This window comes from Salinimicrobium catena (genome assembly GCF_900102915.1).
In the GTDB taxonomy this organism is placed as follows: domain Bacteria; phylum Bacteroidota; class Bacteroidia; order Flavobacteriales; family Flavobacteriaceae; genus Salinimicrobium; species Salinimicrobium catena.
The window spans coordinates 41,593-58,162 of sequence record NZ_FNGG01000008.1 but is presented as its reverse complement, the minus strand read 5'-3'; the positions used below and the strand labels follow the sequence as shown (position 1 = coordinate 58,162).

General features: G+C 44.9%; 13 protein-coding genes. 3 read left to right on the top strand and 10 right to left on the bottom strand.

Annotated features, from left to right (window positions below; all coding sequences use genetic code 11):
• Positions 1–44: 44 nt before the first annotated feature.
• From BLS64_RS12770 to BLS64_RS12760, 3 genes are all read right to left on the bottom strand, one after another.
• Complete coding sequence (locus BLS64_RS12770) at positions 45–1,217, bottom strand: class-III pyridoxal-phosphate-dependent aminotransferase (protein WP_093113953.1); 1,173 nt, start codon at positions 1,215–1,217, stop codon at positions 45–47.
• A 112-nt stretch (positions 1,218–1,329) separates the two neighbouring features.
• Positions 1,330–4,995, bottom strand: a complete 3,666-nt coding sequence (gene purL / locus BLS64_RS12765) for a phosphoribosylformylglycinamidine synthase (RefSeq protein ID WP_093113955.1) — start codon at positions 4,993–4,995, stop codon at positions 1,330–1,332.
• A 285-nt stretch (positions 4,996–5,280) separates the two neighbouring features.
• Positions 5,281–6,492, bottom strand: coding sequence for an RsmB/NOP family class I SAM-dependent RNA methyltransferase (locus BLS64_RS12760; RefSeq protein ID WP_093113957.1), 1,212 nt, complete (start codon positions 6,490–6,492; stop codon positions 5,281–5,283).
• A gap of 74 nt (positions 6,493–6,566) precedes the next feature.
• Between BLS64_RS12760 and BLS64_RS12755 the strand changes: the two genes are divergently transcribed.
• A complete protein-coding gene (locus BLS64_RS12755; RefSeq protein WP_093113958.1) occupies positions 6,567–7,619 on the top strand; it encodes a WD40/YVTN/BNR-like repeat-containing protein in 1,053 nt (350 codons plus the stop codon).
• 62 nt (positions 7,620–7,681) lie between these two features.
• Here the strand turns inward: BLS64_RS12755 and BLS64_RS12750 are convergent, their stop codons facing one another.
• From BLS64_RS12750 to BLS64_RS12720, 7 genes are all read right to left on the bottom strand, one after another.
• The gene (locus BLS64_RS12750; RefSeq protein ID WP_093114025.1) at positions 7,682–8,119 is read right to left on the bottom strand and encodes a hypothetical protein; all 438 of its coding nucleotides are present in this window, start codon (positions 8,117–8,119) and stop codon (positions 7,682–7,684) included.
• A gap of 1 nt (position 8,120) precedes the next feature.
• Positions 8,121–8,651 (bottom strand): hypothetical protein, encoded by a 531-nt coding sequence (locus BLS64_RS12745; RefSeq protein WP_093113960.1) that lies wholly within the window; start codon positions 8,649–8,651, stop codon positions 8,121–8,123.
• A gap of 32 nt (positions 8,652–8,683) precedes the next feature.
• Complete coding sequence (locus tag BLS64_RS12740; RefSeq protein WP_093113961.1) at positions 8,684–9,229, bottom strand: RNA polymerase sigma factor; 546 nt, start codon at positions 9,227–9,229, stop codon at positions 8,684–8,686.
• Between the two features lie 302 nt (positions 9,230–9,531).
• Positions 9,532–11,355 carry an ABC transporter ATP-binding protein gene (locus BLS64_RS12735; protein WP_093113963.1) on the bottom strand — a complete coding sequence of 608 codons (1,824 nt, stop codon included), beginning with the start codon at positions 11,353–11,355 and terminating at the stop codon, positions 9,532–9,534.
• An 11-nt stretch (positions 11,356–11,366) separates the two neighbouring features.
• On the bottom strand, positions 11,367–13,097 hold the full coding sequence (locus BLS64_RS12730; RefSeq protein ID WP_093113964.1) for a phospho-sugar mutase: 1,731 nt from the start codon (positions 13,095–13,097) through the stop codon (positions 11,367–11,369).
• A 53-nt stretch (positions 13,098–13,150) separates the two neighbouring features.
• Positions 13,151–14,110 carry a glycosyltransferase family 2 protein gene (locus tag BLS64_RS12725; RefSeq protein WP_093113966.1) on the bottom strand — a complete coding sequence of 320 codons (960 nt, stop codon included), beginning with the start codon at positions 14,108–14,110 and terminating at the stop codon, positions 13,151–13,153.
• Positions 14,111–14,120: 10 nt separating this feature from the next.
• Positions 14,121–14,651 (bottom strand): DUF4199 domain-containing protein, encoded by a 531-nt coding sequence (locus tag BLS64_RS12720; protein WP_093113967.1) that lies wholly within the window; start codon positions 14,649–14,651, stop codon positions 14,121–14,123.
• Between the two features lie 173 nt (positions 14,652–14,824).
• On the opposite strand from BLS64_RS12720, the gene BLS64_RS12715 reads away from it, so the two are divergent.
• Both BLS64_RS12715 and BLS64_RS12710 read left to right on the top strand, forming a co-directional pair.
• On the top strand, positions 14,825–15,076 hold the full coding sequence (locus tag BLS64_RS12715) for a type B 50S ribosomal protein L31 (RefSeq protein WP_093113969.1): 252 nt from the start codon (positions 14,825–14,827) through the stop codon (positions 15,074–15,076).
• Between the two features lie 134 nt (positions 15,077–15,210).
• Positions 15,211–16,383, top strand: coding sequence for a GlmU family protein (locus BLS64_RS12710; RefSeq protein WP_093113970.1), 1,173 nt, complete (start codon positions 15,211–15,213; stop codon positions 16,381–16,383).
• The last annotated feature ends 187 nt before the right edge of the window (positions 16,384–16,570 follow it).

The following is a 16,570-nucleotide window of genomic DNA, read 5'->3' as shown; positions in this document are numbered from 1 at the left end:
GAAAAGGAGCATCGATTTCAAATTGAATTTAAAAAATAGTTAATTCAGATGCATTTTTTTAGCAATTCTATTCCTTCTCTGGCAGTTTGTTCCTTCATGAGAAAATTCGGTAAAAAAAGAAGGGCAGAGCCTTCAGTGTTCATCAACAGGCCCTCCTTCAGTGCTTTAGCTTTTACTTTTGAAGCATAATCGGCATCGTGCAGATCTATGCCAATAGCCAGTCCTTTGATCCTCAGTTCAGGTTTGTTCCTGAAATTCAGTTTTGCAAGTTCTTTCTGAAACAGCGAACTCAACTGCCTGATGTTCTCAAAAATACCTTTTCTGTTCTCCTGTAGGTAGTTTATGGTGGCAATGGAGGCATCAACACTCAGGGGGTGCCAGCCATAAGAAGAATACAACCCAATCTTACCTTCAATTTTTGAAGCTATTTCTCGCGTGGTGATCACAGCGCCCATGCCTGCATGTCCTGCAGTGATGGCCTTGGCCATGCACAGGATATCGGGTTCAATATCATAATGTTCGGTAGCGAACATTTTACCGGTACGGCCAAAGCCGGTGATGGCTTCGTCCATGATGAGCACCGTTCCGTATTTTTTGCACAGCCTGTCCAGACCTGCCATGAACTCTGCTTCAGGGATCACCACTCCCAGGTTGATGATGATGGGTTCCATGATCACTGCGGAAAATTCTTCCGTAGAAAGCATTTTCTCCACCTCTTCCAGGCGATCTTCATTTAACGGCGGTTCGATCTTCTCACACCCGGACAACAGGTTGGGGAAATTCTCCTGTTTTGAAGTAGCACCAATGCTCAGGGCTCCCAGGGTATTTCCGTGATAGCTGCCTTCCATCGAAACTATCTTTTTACGGCCGGTATACATCATGGCCATTTCCAGGGCCGCTTCCACAGCTTCTGACCCTCCGGTCATCCTGAAGCTTTTTTCCAGTTTTCCCGGAGTGATCCCGGCCAGCAGTTCTGCGAGTTCGTTCCAGCCTTTATAATGGAAATTAGGATACACATAAGTTGGTCGTTGCTGATGTCTTATGGCTTCTTCTATTTTGGGGTGATCCCAGCCAAGGCTCCCGACTCCCGCGCCACCAAGGAAATCTATGTACCTCTTTCCGGAGGCATCATATACAAAGCTTCCTTCAGCTTTTACGATCTCCAGGTCGAAAGATTCATTGCCGCGGCCAAAATATTTTTCTGCATTCTCCTTCATCGTTTCTTTTTCTAGAAGATAAATAAAATGGCAGATAAAAGGTGTTAGGGAAAGGTGAAAGAAAAAAGCTCCTGAACAAGAATTCAGGAGCTTTTCGATCTATAAAAATATTTTACTGGTGCTTTTCCAGCCATTTTCTGGCGTTCACCAAAGATTCGATCCATGGAGAGACTTCATCTTTCCTGTTCTTTGGGTAATAAGCCCAATTCCATGGAAAAGTAGACCTTTCCAGGTGAGGCATCATGGCCAGGTGCCTGCCGTCATCACTCACGATCATGGCCGCATTGTGATGCGAACCGTTAGGATTGGCAGGATAATCATCATATCCATATTCCCCGATTATGTTGTAGCGTTCCTTCTCATAAGGAAAACTGAACTTTCCTTCCCCGTGAGCCGCCCATATCCCGAGTCTTGTGCCCGAAAGCGAATGCATCATCACAGAATTGTTCTCTGCAATTTCCATGTTGGTGAAGGTACATTCGAATTTATGAGATTCGTTATGCAGCATTTTTGGCTTTTTTTCATGGCCGGGGTGTATCAATCCAAGTTCCATGAACAATTGGCAACCGTTGCAAACCCCAAGTGATAGGGTATTCTCTCTTGCGAAGAAATTGTCCAGCGCAGCTTTTGCCTTTTCGTTGTAAAGGAAAGCACCGGCCCAACCTTTTGCGCTTCCCAGAACATCAGAATTCGAGAAACCTCCAACCGCAGCAATGAAGTGGATATCCTCAAGGGTTTCCCGTCCTGTAATAAGGTCGGTCATGTGAACATCTTTCACGTCAAACCCGGCAAGGTCCATGGCGTAGGCCATTTCTCTTTCAGAATTCGAACCTTTTTCGCGAATGATCGCCGCCTTGATCCTTGGTTTTGAAGGGTCGATCTTCGGAAGCTTCCCATCGAAATGCTCCGGGAATTTAAAATGCAGCGGTTGCTTCGCGTAATTTTTATAGCGTTCGGCAGCGATATCTCTCCCGCTTTGTTTCTGGTCTAGCAAAAAGGAAGTCTTTGACCAGGTGTCTCGTAACGCAGGAATGTTGAATTCCAGTTCTTCACTTCCGTTCTTGATGGTCATGGTTTCCCCGTTCTTGGGAGAACCTATTTTAAAGAACTCAATTTTATTTTCTTCTAAAATGTCTTCTACGGAAGCATTTTTCGCCTGAAACACGATTCCGCAGTTCTCTGCAAAAAGCAGTTTTACGGTATCCTCTTCATTCAGTTGGGAAAGATCGAGTTTAGCGGCAAGATCCACATCAGCAAAACACATTTCCAGGAGGGTCGTTATCAGCCCGCCCGATGCCACATCGTGACCTGCTAGAATGAGATCCTTCTTAATCAGCTCCTGCATTACGTTGAAAGCGGCTGCGAACTTTTGATCATCCTGGATGGTAGGAGCTTCTTTTCCTACCTTGTTCAGGATCTGCGCGAAAGACGATCCGCCAAGTTTAAACGTATCCTGGGACAGGTTGATGTAGTAAATATCGCCACCGTCCTTTTGCAGTACAGGCTCAACTACTTTTTTAATGTCGTCACAATGCCCTGCGGCAGAAATGATCACCGTTCCCGGCGCCAGTACGTTCCCGTCTTCGTATCGCTGTTTCATGGAAAGTGAATCTTTCCCAGTAGGCACATTAATACCAAGGGAAATGGCGAAGTCTGAAACTCCCTGTACCGCTTCATATAAGCGGGCATCTTCTCCTTCATTGTTACAGGGCCACATCCAGTTCGCTGAAAGTGAAATAGATTTCAAGCCTTTTTCAAGCGGCGCCCAAACGATGTTGGAAAGCGCTTCCGCTATCGAATTCTTGGAACCTGCCACAGGATCGATCAGAGCCGAAACAGGGGAGTGTCCAATAGAAGTGGCTACTCCTTCTTTGCCTTTATAATCCAGTGCCATAACCCCGCAGTTGTTCAAAGGCAACTGCAACGGACCGGCAGTCTGTTGTTTGGCGACCCTTCCGGTCACACAACGGTCAACCTTGTTCGTTAACCAGTCCTTCGATCCTACAGCTTCCAGCTGCAGTACCTGGTTGAGGTAATCGTGCAGGTCTTCACGATAATATTCTACATCAGCATATTTTCGGTCAACCGTCTTATCTTTCATGATCATCTTTGGAGAACTTCCAAACATGTCGGTTAGGGCCAGGTCCATTGGTTTGGCTCCTGTTTTCTTGCTTTCAAAGGTGAACTGATGATCTTTGGTCACTTCCCCGACAGGGTAAAGAGGAGTTCGCTCTCTTTCAGCGATCTTCTTCATGTGTTCCAGGTCTTCTTCTGAAATGACCAGCCCCATTCTCTCCTGCGACTCATTCCCAATGATCTCTTTTGCCGAAAGTGTTGGGTCTCCTACAGGCAGTTTATCAAGGTCTATATTTCCTCCGGTTTCCTCTACCAGTTCGCTCAAACAGTTGAGGTGTCCCCCCGCGCCGTGATCGTGAATGGAAACGATCGGGTTTTTTTCGGCTTCCACCATGGCGCGAATAGTGTTCGCGGCACGTTTTTGCATCTCCGGGTTGGAACGTTGTATGGCGTTAAGTTCGATTCCGCTGCTGAATTCTCCGGTATCTGCGGAAGAAACCGCGGCACCACCCATTCCAATTCGGTAATTTTCACCTCCTAAAACCACGATCTGATCTCCTTTTTTGGGAGTATCTTTAATGGCCTGGTTCGCTTTCCCGTAACCGATCCCTCCTGCAAGCATGATCACTTTGTCATAGCCCAAAGCTCGACGGTCTTCGGAATGTTCAAATGTCAAAACTGAACCGGCAATAAGTGGCTGCCCGAATTTATTTCCAAAGTCTGAAGCGCCATTGGAAGCTTTGATGAGGATATCCATTGGCGTCTGGTACAGCCATGGCCTCTCGGGAAAGGCTTTTTCCCAGGGCCTGTTCTCCTCCAGTCGGGAGTAGGAGGTCATGTAAACCGCGGTTCCTGCAAGGGGAAGGGAACCTTTTCCGCCGGCAAGGCGGTCGCGTATCTCCCCGCCGCTTCCTGTAGCCGCGCCGTTGAAAGGCTCTACCGTCGTTGGGAAATTATGGGTTTCGGCCTTTAAAGATATGACCGAATCAAAATCTGATTTTTTATAGTAATCGGGTTTATCAGCCGACTTGGGGGCGAACTGCTCCACCCGCGGACCTTTCACAAAGGCGACGTTATCTTTATATGCCGAAACTATGTCGTTGGGATTTTCTTCGGAAGTTTTCCTGATGAGCTTGAAAAGGGAAGAAGGTTTTTCCTTTCCGTCGATTACGAAAGTTCCGTTAAAGATCTTGTGACGACAGTGTTCTGAATTCACCTGTGAAAATCCAAAAACTTCAGAATCTGTCAGCTTTCGTCCCAGTCTTTCTGAAAGTTTCTTCAGATACTCAACTTCTTCGGCATTCAAAGCCAGCCCTTCTTTATCGTTATAAGCGGCGATGTCTTCTACCTCAATAATTGGTTCCGGCTCAATGTTAATAGTGAAGATCTTCTGGTCAAGACCGTTATACTTCTGGGAGAGCATAGGATCAAAATCGTGGTAATGTTCGTCTACTTTGTAGAACTCTTCGATACGACGAATACCTTTAATGCCCATATTCTGGGTGATCTCCACCGCGTTGGTACTCCAGGGAGTGATCATGGCGGCACGGGGCCCAACAAAAAAATCTGCCAGGGCAGATTTCTCTAAATATTGTGCGTTTCCAAAAAGCCAGTCTAATTTGGCGATGTTTTCAGCCGAGAGGCTCTTATGCGTCTCCACCGCATAGACCTTGTTAGGATGATTTCCGAAGAATAGGATCATTCTGGGATAGTTTTGTGTTGTTGAGCGGCAAATTTACATTTTTTTAAATGAAATCCTTCAGCAAAAAAGCCTCAAAAACACCCTTTTAAAAGGGATCTTTATGGATGGTCTAATTGAATTAAGTTTGCCTAAAGCCCGGAGGATGACGATTGCTTTTTGTCCTCCGCCTGAAGGCGGAGGTAATTCATACTAAACTTCGAAAAGGATTTGCGAGAAAAATAAATAACCTCCGGATTTATCCGGAGGCTAAGAAGTTTGACTTGCAGATCGGGCTTTAGCCCAATATTATTTTTTCTCTAAAAGCGCCATATAAAATCCGTCGTAGCCGGTTTCGCTGGAGAGGATCTTTTCTTCCTTGGCCAGGCTGAAATCTTTTCCTTCTTCAGAAGCCAGGAATTTTTGTACCTGTTCCTGGTTTTCTGAGGGCAGCACAGAACAGGTAGCGTACACCATTTTACCGCCGCTTTTCACGATCCTGGAATAGGTTTTCAGGATCTCTTCCTGAGTCTTTTTGATGGTTTCGATGAATTCTGGCTGAAGTTTCCACTTGGCATCTGGATTACGGCTCAAGACTCCGAGACCGCTACAGGGTGCATCGATCAAAACGCGGTCTGCGCTTCCGTAGAGCTTTTTGATCACCTTGGAAGATTCAATAGCTCTGGGTTCAATATTATGAGCTCCGGCACGGCGGGCGCGTCTTTTTAGTTCTTTTAGTTTGTTGCCGTAAATATCGGTGGCGATCAATTGCCCTTTGTTTTCCATTAGAGCGGCCAGGTGCAAAGTTTTCCCACCGGCACCCGCACAGGTATCCACCACGCGCATTCCCGGTTTAACATCGAGAAATTCAGCTACCCGTTGTGAGGAAGCATCCTGCACCTCAAAAAGGCCATTTTTGAAGGCTTCTGTTTTGAAGACATTCGCTCTCTCTTTTAACTGCAGGGCATCGGGATATCCTTTTATGAATTCAGCCTCAATTCCTTCTTTTTGAAGTTCTTTCTGCAGTTTTTCTTTCGTTGTTTTCAAAGTATTGGCACGTAATATTACAGGCGCCTGCTCATTAAGAGCGTGGATCTCTTTTTCCCAGACAGGTTCTCCCAATTCCTTTACACCCATTTCATCCATCCAGTCGGGGACAGACTCGCGGTACTTCCTGATCTTGCTGAGCTCGTCAAACTTTCCCTTGATGCGGCGGGTAGGGGTAGGTTCTATCTGCTTCCAGTCGGGCAGGTCAATTCCGCGTAGCGTTGCCCAAACAGCGAACAGCCTGAAAAGATTTTCCCGGGAATAAGGCGCTTTCACTTCAGCGATCTCAGAATACAGCCTTTTCCAGCGAACAATATCATAAGTGGTTTCGGCTATGAAACTGCGATCTCGCGAACCCCAGCGCTTATCCCGCTTCAGGGTCTTTTCGATCACCTTATCGGCATATTCCCCTTCATTAAAAATTTCTCCAAGTGCATCTACGGTTGCAAAGACCAGGTTCCTGTGTAAGCGCATAAATTCTGTTTAAAGCCGCAAAGGTACGGTTTTTTGACCACGGAAAAATTTATCTTTACAGGCAAATTCCAGATATGAAAAGATTATTATTTCTGCTTGTAATTGTATTATTAAGTTGTAATTCAGATAAAAAGCAGAAGGAACCACCAAAGGAGCGTCAGCCTTTTTCTGAAGTTGAGGTCCAGGTCCTTATGGAAGATTCGGTGAGCATTAGGGCCATCGAGATCATGAGCGGGGGAGTGGCTTTCGCGGGATCGAACGGCTACTACGGATTTTACAATTCCGCAGAAGGAAAGGTTAAAATGAACCGGCAGCAGTATGACACCATTTATCCAGAATTCAGAGCGGTTGCTTCCACTGCGAATGATTTCTTCATGCTGAGCGTGGCAAACCCGGCACTTTTGTACAAGACCGGCGAGACCGGAAACATGGAACTCGTTTATAAAGAAGAACACGAAAAGGTGTTTTATGATGCCATGACCTTTTGGAACGACAAGGAAGGCATCGCCATGGGCGATCCCGTTGAGAATTGCCTGTCGATCATCGTAACACGCGACGGCGGAAAGAATTGGAGAAAATTGCCGTGTGAGCAGCTTCCCGAAGCGGCAGAAGGAGAAGCCGCTTTTGCAGCCAGTAATTCCAACATCGCGGTAGAAGGGGAGAAGACCTGGATTATTTCCGGCGGAATGAAGTCGAGAGTATTCTATAGTCCAGATAAAGGAAAAACCTGGGAGGTTTATGAAGCCCCGCTGGTGCAGGGGGAAAGCACAAAAGGTGCATATTCCCTGGATTTTTATGATGAGTACAACGGAGTAATAATCGGTGGGGACTATACTGCGCCCGAAGGCAAGACCGGGAATAAGGCTGTCACTTCAGACGGCGGGAAGACCTGGAAGCTAATCAGTGAAGGGGAAGGACCCGGGTACAAGAGCAGCATTCGCTATGTGCCGGGAGGTGAGGCGAAAGAGATGGTTGCCGTTGGTTTTACGGGTGTAGCCTACTCGGCTGATAAAGGACAGACCTGGCAGGAGCTTTCTGATGAAGGTTTTTACACCATCAGGTTCTTAAATGATACAGTTGCCTATGCCGCCGGAAAGAACAGGCTGGCAAAACTCATTTTCAGATAAAAAAAATGGTCCGGAAGGATAATTCCTCTCCGGACCACTTCAACTAACCAACCATACAAAGTTTACTTCTGCGAATTCTCGCGCCGGGAGCGGTATTCCCGCATCAGTTTCCGGTTGAATTCGTCTTCGAGCTGCTTGAGCTGCATGATCTTTTTGGCAGAGAAGATCTGCCTTAGATCACGATAATATTGTTTTTTAAGGAGGAAATCCTGTTTTTCGATCTCCACATATTCATTGAGCTTCCCGGTTGCCTCATCTTCGCTCATGCATTCCAGGTTTTCAATATCGGCTCTTTCCCTGCGGTAGAGATCCCTTCTTTTTTCCTGAAATTCATTATAGATGGGCCAGAATTGCTCAGCTTCTTTGGTCGTGAGATCAAGACCTTCGGTAATATGAGCAGTTTTGAGCGCCTTTATTTTTTCCCGGTGCTCATCCCTGTCCTGCGCCTGGCTTGTCATGCTGCCAAGTAGGAGAAGGAATAAAAAGATCAATTTTTTCATGTCATTCTTCATTAAGTAGGAGGGAAGGATCTTCCATGTTTTCGTTCAGGTACTCCAACAGGGCCTCCCTATCCAGGTTAGAACTGGGAGTTGTGGCAAAGCTGAAGTCACCTTCTTTAAGTAAATGTGTTTCTTCGGGGCTGGTATATTCAAAGGTTTCGAGCAAATAATTTTCCACTGCCAGCACGTCCAGGTCGTTATAATTAAAATTCTGTGAACGGTTAAACACCACAGAGCTAATGATCACCGCCAGCACGGCAGCAACTCCTGCCAGATAGGACAGGTGTTTTTTGTTGAACAGCGGCACCACCTTGACATCTTTCCTCTCTGCGGAAAGCTTTTCGTTCACTCGGGACTCGAAATCTTCAAAGTAAGTGTCGGGCACCTTAAAGGGAGAGGAGCTTTGTGGCAAGGCAGAATCCTTCTCTTCAGAATTGATCTGAGCCATTAGCCTGGCTTCAAGATTGGAAAAATAATTCTCCGGAACTTTAAAACCTGCATCTTTCCTGTATGGTAACCCGTTCTTTTTCATTTGATTATTTGACTGAATTTTCTCGGCAAGGTTTAATGGCTTTTTAAATATTCTTCTACTTTTTTTGTAGCAATGTGATAGGAGGCTTTTAATGCACCTTCTGAAGTTCCTAAGATATCAGAAATTTCCTTGTATTTCAACTCCTGGAAATACTTCATGTTGAAAACCTGTTGTTGTTTTTCGGGAAGTGTTGCGATAGCCCGCTGTAATTTTAGCTGAATTTTATCCCCTTCAAAATATACATCGGTTTCGAGATTATCGATGATCTGTTGCTGTAGTTCTTCTGAAGAAATGTGCAGTTCTCTTGCTCTTTTTTTTAGGAAAGTAAGCGATTCGTTCGTAGCTATACGGTACATCCAGGAAAACAACTGGCTGTCCCCTTTAAATTTCCCAATATTCCGGTAGATCTTGATAAAGGTATTCTGGAGCACATCATCTGCATCCTCATGGTTTTTTACGATGTTTCTTATCTGCCAGTAAAGCCGTTCCTGGTACAGGCGCAGCAGTTCTCTAAAAGCCTCATCACGCTTTTGAGGATCCTGAAGGTCACGTAACAATTTTTCTTCGCCGTTTTTCAATTTTCTGGGAGCAGCTTTTTTTTCAGAGGGTAAAGATAAGAGGAATTCCCCAACCTGATCTCAGCTTTTCAAATGACTAAAACATCGATGAAATACACAAAATAAAGATAAAATACACAAAAAGTTTGTTTGTATGAATTTTTGTAGTATCTTCACATTGTGAAAAAGTTATCTTTTTTGCTCCAAATAGTGGAGATCTTATCTCCGTTAGCCCCAAAACGGCAGGTAAGATTAAATGAAAAATGGATGAACCTACTTCATCCATTTTTTTATTCCTGTACTTTAAGAAAGTCTTTGTAGGCCTAATCGAAGGATTGCATTTCTACAAGTTTTTGATAGGTAGATCTTTTGGCTAAAAGTTCTTCATGTTTGCCCTGTTCAACGATCTGGCCTTTCTGCATGACCACGATCTTATCGGCATTTTGAATGGTAGAAAGCCTGTGGGCGATCACTATAGAAGTGCGGTTCTTCATCATGTTCTCGAGGGCTTTTTGCACCAGGCGTTCACTTTCGGTATCAAGTGCCGAGGTAGCCTCATCGAGGATCATAATGGGCGGATTCTTTAGCACCGCACGTGCAATGGAAAGCCGCTGTTTCTGTCCGCCGCTGAGTTTGTTCCCGCTGTCTCCAATATTGGTTTCCAGTTGCTGTGGCAGGTCTTTTACAAATTCCCAAGCGTTTGCGATCTTCAGGGCATCGATGATCTCCTCATCGGTCGCATTTTCCTTTCCAAGATTTACATTGTTCCTGATGGTATCATTGAAGAGAATACTATCTTGAGTAACAAGCCCCATCAAGTTCCGCAGTGATCTTTTGCTGATCTGCCTTATGTCAACACCATCGATCTTGATCGCCCCTTCATTGACATCGTAAAAACGGGTGATGAGGTTGGCAATGGTCGATTTTCCGCTACCCGACTGGCCAACAAGGGCCACCGTAGAACCTTTTGGCACCTCAATGCTGAAGTTGTTCAGTACATATTCGTCTTCGTATCTAAAAGAGATGTTTTCGATCTGTACGGCCTGTTCAAAATCTTCTTTTTCAATGGCATTGGGTGCGTCCACTATGTTTGATTCGGTTTCCAGTACCTGAAAGATCCTTTCTGCAGCTGCATCACCTTTCTTGACACTATAGGTCGCCTTACTTATCTGTTTTGCCGGGGTAAGGATGTTATAGGCGAGACCCATGAAGGCGATAAAGGTCGCACCGTCAAGTGTTCCTTCCACAAGCACCATGTTGCCGCCAAACCAAAGAATGATCACAATGACAAAGATCCCCAGGAATTCACTGGTAGGTGAGGCAAGATTTTGCCTGTTGATAAGGCTGTCAAGGATCTTTTTGAGCCGGTGTGTGGAACTCCTGAACTTGCTTCGGAATTTATCCTCGGCATTGAAACCTTTTACAATCTTAAGGCTTGAAAGGGTTTCTTCCACCAACGAAAGAAAATGCCCGTTCTCTTCCTGTGCCAGGTTGGACTGGCTTTTCAATTTTTTCCCGATCACCGAAATAATGAATCCGGAAATCGGCAAAAAGATAAAGACGAAAATAGTGAGCGTGGGGCTCATCAACAACATTGCTGTAATGGTAAAAATGATGGTGAGCGGTTCGCGAACGATCAATTCCAGAATAGAAAGAAAAGAAGTCTGCACTTCATTCACATCGGCCGTGATGCGGGAAATGGTATCTCCTTTCTTTTTTTCTGAAAAATAAGAAACAGGCAGGGCCAGGATCTTATCGTAAATGGCATCTCGAACATCCCTTAAAACCCCGTTTCTAAGAAAAGTGATAAAAAATGCAGCAAGATACCCGAACATGTTCTTGAGAAAGAACAGCACCACCACCACTCCACATACAAAAAGCAGGGCAGAAACCTCGTCCTGGTTTATCCTTTGAGTCACTTCATAATTAAAGGCTCCAGTGAAATAGCCTTTTGCGCCTCCCCAGCCTTCCCATTTCGGGGCTTCGGCCACTCTTTTGGTCTTATCGAACAGGATCTGGATCACCGGAATAAGTGCCAGGAAAGACAAGGTGCTGAAAAGGGCGTAAAAAACGTTGCAAATAATGTTCAGAACCGCGAACCTCTTGTAGGGTACGGCAAACTGAAGGATCTTTTTAAAATAATTCATTCAAAAGCGGCTTAAGCCAGTTTAAGCTCAGAGCGAATAGCGACTATCTTTTCTGAAAGTTCTTTTTCTATCTTTTCAAAGTCCTCTACAGAATCTAAAGGCGCATTGACACTTATGTAGAATTTGATCTTGGGTTCTGTCCCGCTGGGACGGGCAGCTACTTTTGTCCCGTTCTCTGTGTAATAGATCAACACATTCGATTTTGGAACTTCCAGTGGCTTGATGTCGGTATCGGTTAGCCCATATTCAAAAGCTTTGGAACTTTGGTAATCCTCGACCAAAACCACTTTTTCGCCGCCAATTTCGGCAAGCGGGTTTTCCCTTAGATCCACCATCATCTTCTTTATCTGTTCTGCCCCGTCAATACCTTTTTTGACCAGGGAGATCAGTTCTTCTTTATAGAACCCGTATTTCACATATAACTCCAGCATCTTTTCATAGAAGGAGATGCCTTCGGCTTTCATCTGGGCAGCGATCTCGCACGCAAGCAGGGTAGAGGTTACCGCGTCTTTGTCACGTACAAAATCCCCTACCATGAACCCGAAACTCTCCTCGCCCCCGCCAATGAAATCCAGCCCCGGATTGTCCTTGATCATTTTGGCGATCCATTTAAAGCCGGTAAGTCCTTCTTTGTATTCTACACCGTAATCCTGCACCAGGATCCTTAACATAGGAGTGGAAACAATGGTGGAGCCAACGAATTCTTTTCCATTGATCTTTCCTTGCTTTTTCCACTGCTCTAAAAGAAACCAGGTCATGACAAGCATCGTCTGATTTCCGTTTAGAAGAACCATTTCGTTACTACGATCCCGAACTGCTATCCCCAATCGGTCACTATCGGGATCTGTGCCTATAACAATGTCTGCATTCTCTTTATCTGCCAGCTCAAGCGCCATTTTCAAAGCAGCCGGTTCTTCCGGATTTGGTGATTCTACGGTAGGAAAATTTCCGTCCGGTTCTTTTTGTTCCTGAACTATGCTCACGTTCTTATAACCGGCCTGTTCCAGAACCTTTGGGATCATGGTGATGGAGGTGCCGTGCAGCGAGGTGAATACGATCTTCAGGTCATCTTTTGCTGAAGCCGAAGTGTCAAAGCTTCCGTTCTCAACAGAAGCTTTTGCGAAGGCTTCATCAACTTCAGAATCTATGAAAGTGATCAGATCCTTATTCGCTTCAAACTTGATCTCCTCATAATCAAGGGTAGCGATCTGTTCTACGATCTCCTTGTCCTGAGGCGGCACCAACTGGCCACCGTCCTGCCAGTAAACCTTGTATCCGTTATATTCAGGTGGGTTGTGGCTTGCGGTCAAAACGATCCCACAGTGGCAGTCAAGATATTTTACCGAAAAAGAAAGTTCCGGCGTAGGTCTTAAATTCGAGAATAGGAACACCTTTATATCATTAGCCGAAAAAACATCGGCCACTACCTGTGCGAGTTCCTTACTGTTATTACGGCAATCGTAAGCGATGACCACCTTTAGGTCTTCTTCAGGGAATTGCTTCTTTAAATAATCTGAAAGTCCCTGGGTGTTCTTACCAAGGGTGTATTTGTTGATCTTGTTGGTCCCCACGCCCATAATACCGCGCATTCCGCCGGTACCGAACTCCAGGTCCCTGTAAAAACTTTCTTTTAGTTCATTGGAGTCCTTCTCCAGCATTTCCCGAACCTCCTTTTGGGTTTCTTCATCAAAAGAAGGCTTCAGCCAGGCCTCTGCCTTGCTTTTTATATCGTAATAACTCATTTTGGTTGCATTTTTTTCAGCAACAAAAATAAGGATTTATGTGGGAAAGGGAATTAAAACTGGCCGGTAGTTTCGCTAATGCGGTATCGTTCCTGTTCCCGGCTGCTCCTAAGGATCAATTCTCCAAGGAAACCGGCAAGGAATAACAGCGTTCCAAGGATCATGCTGGTAAGGGAAATATAGAACCACGGATTATCGGTCACCAAAATGCTGGGCAGGCCGTGATAAAGCTTGTACAGCTTTGAAGCACCTATCCATGCCGCGGAAATGAATCCGAAGAAGAACATCAGCACTCCCAGGGCGCCAAAAAGGTGCATGGGGCGCTTTCCGAACTTAGACAGGAACCAGATGGTGATGAGGTCGAGAAAACCGTTTATGAAACGTTCAGCGCCAAATTTTGTTTTTCCGTATTTGCGGGCCTGGTGTTGCACCACCTTTTCATCAATTCTGGAATAACCCGCATTCTTCGCCAAAACAGGAATGTAACGGTGCATTTCACCGTACACATCTATATTCTTTACCACCGCCTTGCGATAGGCCTTGAGTCCGCAGTTAAAATCGTGTAGCTTTAATCCTGAGGTCTTTCGGGCGGCTGCATTGAATAATTTGGACGGCAGGTTTTTGGAAAGCACAGAATCATAGCGTTTTTTCTTCCAGCCCGAGATGAGATCGTAACCCTGCGCGCTCACCAGGTCGTACAACTCCGGAATTTCTTCAGGGTTGTCCTGCAGGTCGGCATCCATGGTGATGATGACGTCGCCTTCGGCTTTTTCGAAACCTACGTGCAGGGCCTGGGATTTTCCGTAGTTGCGGTTGAACTTAATTCCTTTCACAAAGGGATCTTCCGCAGCTATCTTTTTGATGATCTTCCAGGAATCGTCTGTACTGCCGTCATCGATGAACAGGATCTCATAAGAAAAAGAATTGGACCGCATCACAGACGCGATCCAATTATATAACTCGTTCAAGGATTCTTCTTCGTTAAGAAGCGGGATGACGATAGATAACTGCATGCACTATTTTTTAAACGTCGTAAGGCCTTTTTTGCTTCATGATAAGTCCGGCAACCAGACCTGTCAACAGGCCAAACAATAAATTACTCACTATGGTAACTGCAGAGGTGAACCAGGGTTTCATGAAAGTGGAATTCATTTCGGCAGCTTTATCCAGTTGCTGGTCTGTCATTTCGGGGAAACGCTCCACCATTTTTTCCCGCTGCATCTCTGCCATTTGAGCCATATAGTCGGGTTCAACATAAGTGGAAAGAATAAAAGCCCAGATCGCGGAAATAATTCCGGCGATAAGCGCAATTCCTACACCAACTTTAATGGCTTCTCCAATAGTGAGAAATCCGCCGTTCTCATTTTTAAACGCTTTCACTCCGTAGAAAACCACGGCAATAAAAATGGCAAAACTAATGACCGAAAATGACCAGTGCGGGTCCAGGTGATAATTGGCTACATACATGATCACCCCGAGAACGACCATGATAATACCAAGGATTAAACCGTAATTAAGAACAAATTTGCTTGCTTTGGCTTGCTGAGTTTCCATAAAACATTACATTTGGTTGATAATTACAGTTGGTAAGCAAATATAGGAAAACGTTACACACGTGGTGTAAAGTTTGATGAGAGGTGAAAAATATATTTGTAATACTTGTTGTTTTATAAAAATTAATTAAATTTGCACCTCGAAAAAATTACAAGATTTTAAAGAATAAAGAGATGAAGCAGGGAATCCATCCGGAAAATTATAGATTGGTAGCGTTTAAAGACATGTCGAACGACGAGGTTTTTATCACTAAGTCTACCGCGAACACAAAAGAGACTATTGAAGTTGATGGTGAGGAATATCCTTTGGTGAAATTGGAGATTTCCAGAACTTCTCACCCATTCTACACTGGTAAAGCTAAATTACTGGATACTGCCGGTCGTATCGATAAGTTCAAGAACAAATACGCGAAATTCAAAAAGTAATTTCCCGCAGATCATATTTTTAAAGCCTCCCAATGCGGAGGCTTTTTTTATGAATTATTTTGGAATGCCGTGGGTGCAGGGCATTTTCCCTTTTTAAATTTACTTGTACCTTTACCTTAAAAAGAACCAACTTCATGAATTACATACTCTTTGACGGTGCTGCCAGAAACCAGTTGCTGCCTTTTACCTTCACCCGACCTGTCGCCGATATCCGCATAGGGATTATGACCATTCGCGAAAAGTGGGAAAAGATCTTAAATACAACCACCTCGACTATTACAGAAGATTATCTTTCAGGGAAATGGCCCATGGTGGAAATGGAGGAGAACGTGATGATCAACGCGGCTTTTTTGCCGACGGCCGAACTGGTGGAACAAATCAGCAACCTGCAGCCGGGAGAAGCTATTTTTCATGAGGAAGATATCGTAGCCTTTTTCGCCTATGAAGATCAGGATGTAGACTTTGAATCCTGTACTTCTATTGAACTGGAAGGAAAGCCATTTTTTATTCAGAACACCTGGGATATATTCAGCCTGAACGGAGAGGCCATTGCTGCAGATTTCGAAGAGCTGACCCGAGACAGGAAAAGTCAACCGATCTCTTCGACCAATCAGGTAATAGCTCCTGAAAATGTGTTTTTGGAGGAAGGTGCCAAAATGGAGTGTGCGATCATCAATGCTTCTCAAGGGCCCGTTTATGTAGCTGCCGGGGCCGAGATCATGGAAGGCAGCATTGTGCGCGGGCCACTGGCCATGTGTGACCACGCCACTTTGAAGTTGGGAGCAAAAATTTACGGACCTACCACTGTCGGTCCGCATAGTAAAGTTGGGGGAGAGGTGAACAATTCTGTCATTTTTGGATATTCGAATAAAGGACATGATGGTTTTCTTGGGAATTCTGTATTAGGGGAGTGGTGTAATCTTGGTGCAGATACCAATACCTCAAATTTGAAGAACAATTACGCTGAAGTGCGCCTGTGGGATTATTCTTCGGAAAGATTCGCTCCCACAGGATTGCAATTTTGTGGATTAATGATGGGAGACCACAGCAAATGCGGGATCAATACCATGTTCAATACCGGAACGGTGGTAGGCGTGAGCGCGAACATCTTTGGAGCTGGTTTTCCGCGGAATTTCATTCCGAGCTTTAGCTGGGGCGGGAGCGGAGGCACTACTACTTACAAAACAGTTAAGGCCTTTGAAGTAGCTGAAAAGGTAATGGCCAGAAGGGATATCGAATTTTCAGAGGAAGATAAGGCTATTCTGGAAGAGGTTTTTGAACAGACCCAGAAATACAGGAGAGGATAAATACAATTAACAATGATCAGTGATCAATGATCAAGAGGCCTCGAAAATGATGTTTTCGGGGCTTTTTCTTATTTGAAGATCATGGAATTATTCAGGTTTTAGAAAACGAATAATAGTTGGTATCTTTGCGGGCCTTAAAAGCTTAATTTCTAAAAGGCATATAAATCATTGAAAATGGGAGTGTTAG

Coding starts and splice junctions, on each gene's coding strand:
- BLS64_RS12770 (WP_093113953.1), bottom strand. CDS start 1,217: ATGAAGGAGAATGCAGAAAAATATTTTGGCCGCGGCAATGAATCTTTC.
- purL (WP_093113955.1), bottom strand. CDS start 4,995: ATGATCCTATTCTTCGGAAATCATCCTAACAAGGTCTATGCGGTGGAG.
- BLS64_RS12760 (WP_093113957.1), bottom strand. CDS start 6,492: ATGCGCTTACACAGGAACCTGGTCTTTGCAACCGTAGATGCACTTGGA.
- BLS64_RS12755 (WP_093113958.1), top strand. CDS start 6,567: ATGAAAAGATTATTATTTCTGCTTGTAATTGTATTATTAAGTTGTAAT.
- BLS64_RS12750 (WP_093114025.1), bottom strand. CDS start 8,119: ATGAAAAAATTGATCTTTTTATTCCTTCTCCTACTTGGCAGCATGACA.
- BLS64_RS12745 (WP_093113960.1), bottom strand. CDS start 8,651: ATGAAAAAGAACGGGTTACCATACAGGAAAGATGCAGGTTTTAAAGTT.
- BLS64_RS12735 (WP_093113963.1), bottom strand. CDS start 11,355: ATGAATTATTTTAAAAAGATCCTTCAGTTTGCCGTACCCTACAAGAGG.
- BLS64_RS12730 (WP_093113964.1), bottom strand. CDS start 13,097: ATGAGTTATTACGATATAAAAAGCAAGGCAGAGGCCTGGCTGAAGCCT.
- BLS64_RS12725 (WP_093113966.1), bottom strand. CDS start 14,110: ATGCAGTTATCTATCGTCATCCCGCTTCTTAACGAAGAAGAATCCTTG.
- BLS64_RS12720 (WP_093113967.1), bottom strand. CDS start 14,651: ATGGAAACTCAGCAAGCCAAAGCAAGCAAATTTGTTCTTAATTACGGT.
- BLS64_RS12715 (WP_093113969.1), top strand. CDS start 14,825: ATGAAGCAGGGAATCCATCCGGAAAATTATAGATTGGTAGCGTTTAAA.
- BLS64_RS12710 (WP_093113970.1), top strand. CDS start 15,211: ATGAATTACATACTCTTTGACGGTGCTGCCAGAAACCAGTTGCTGCCT.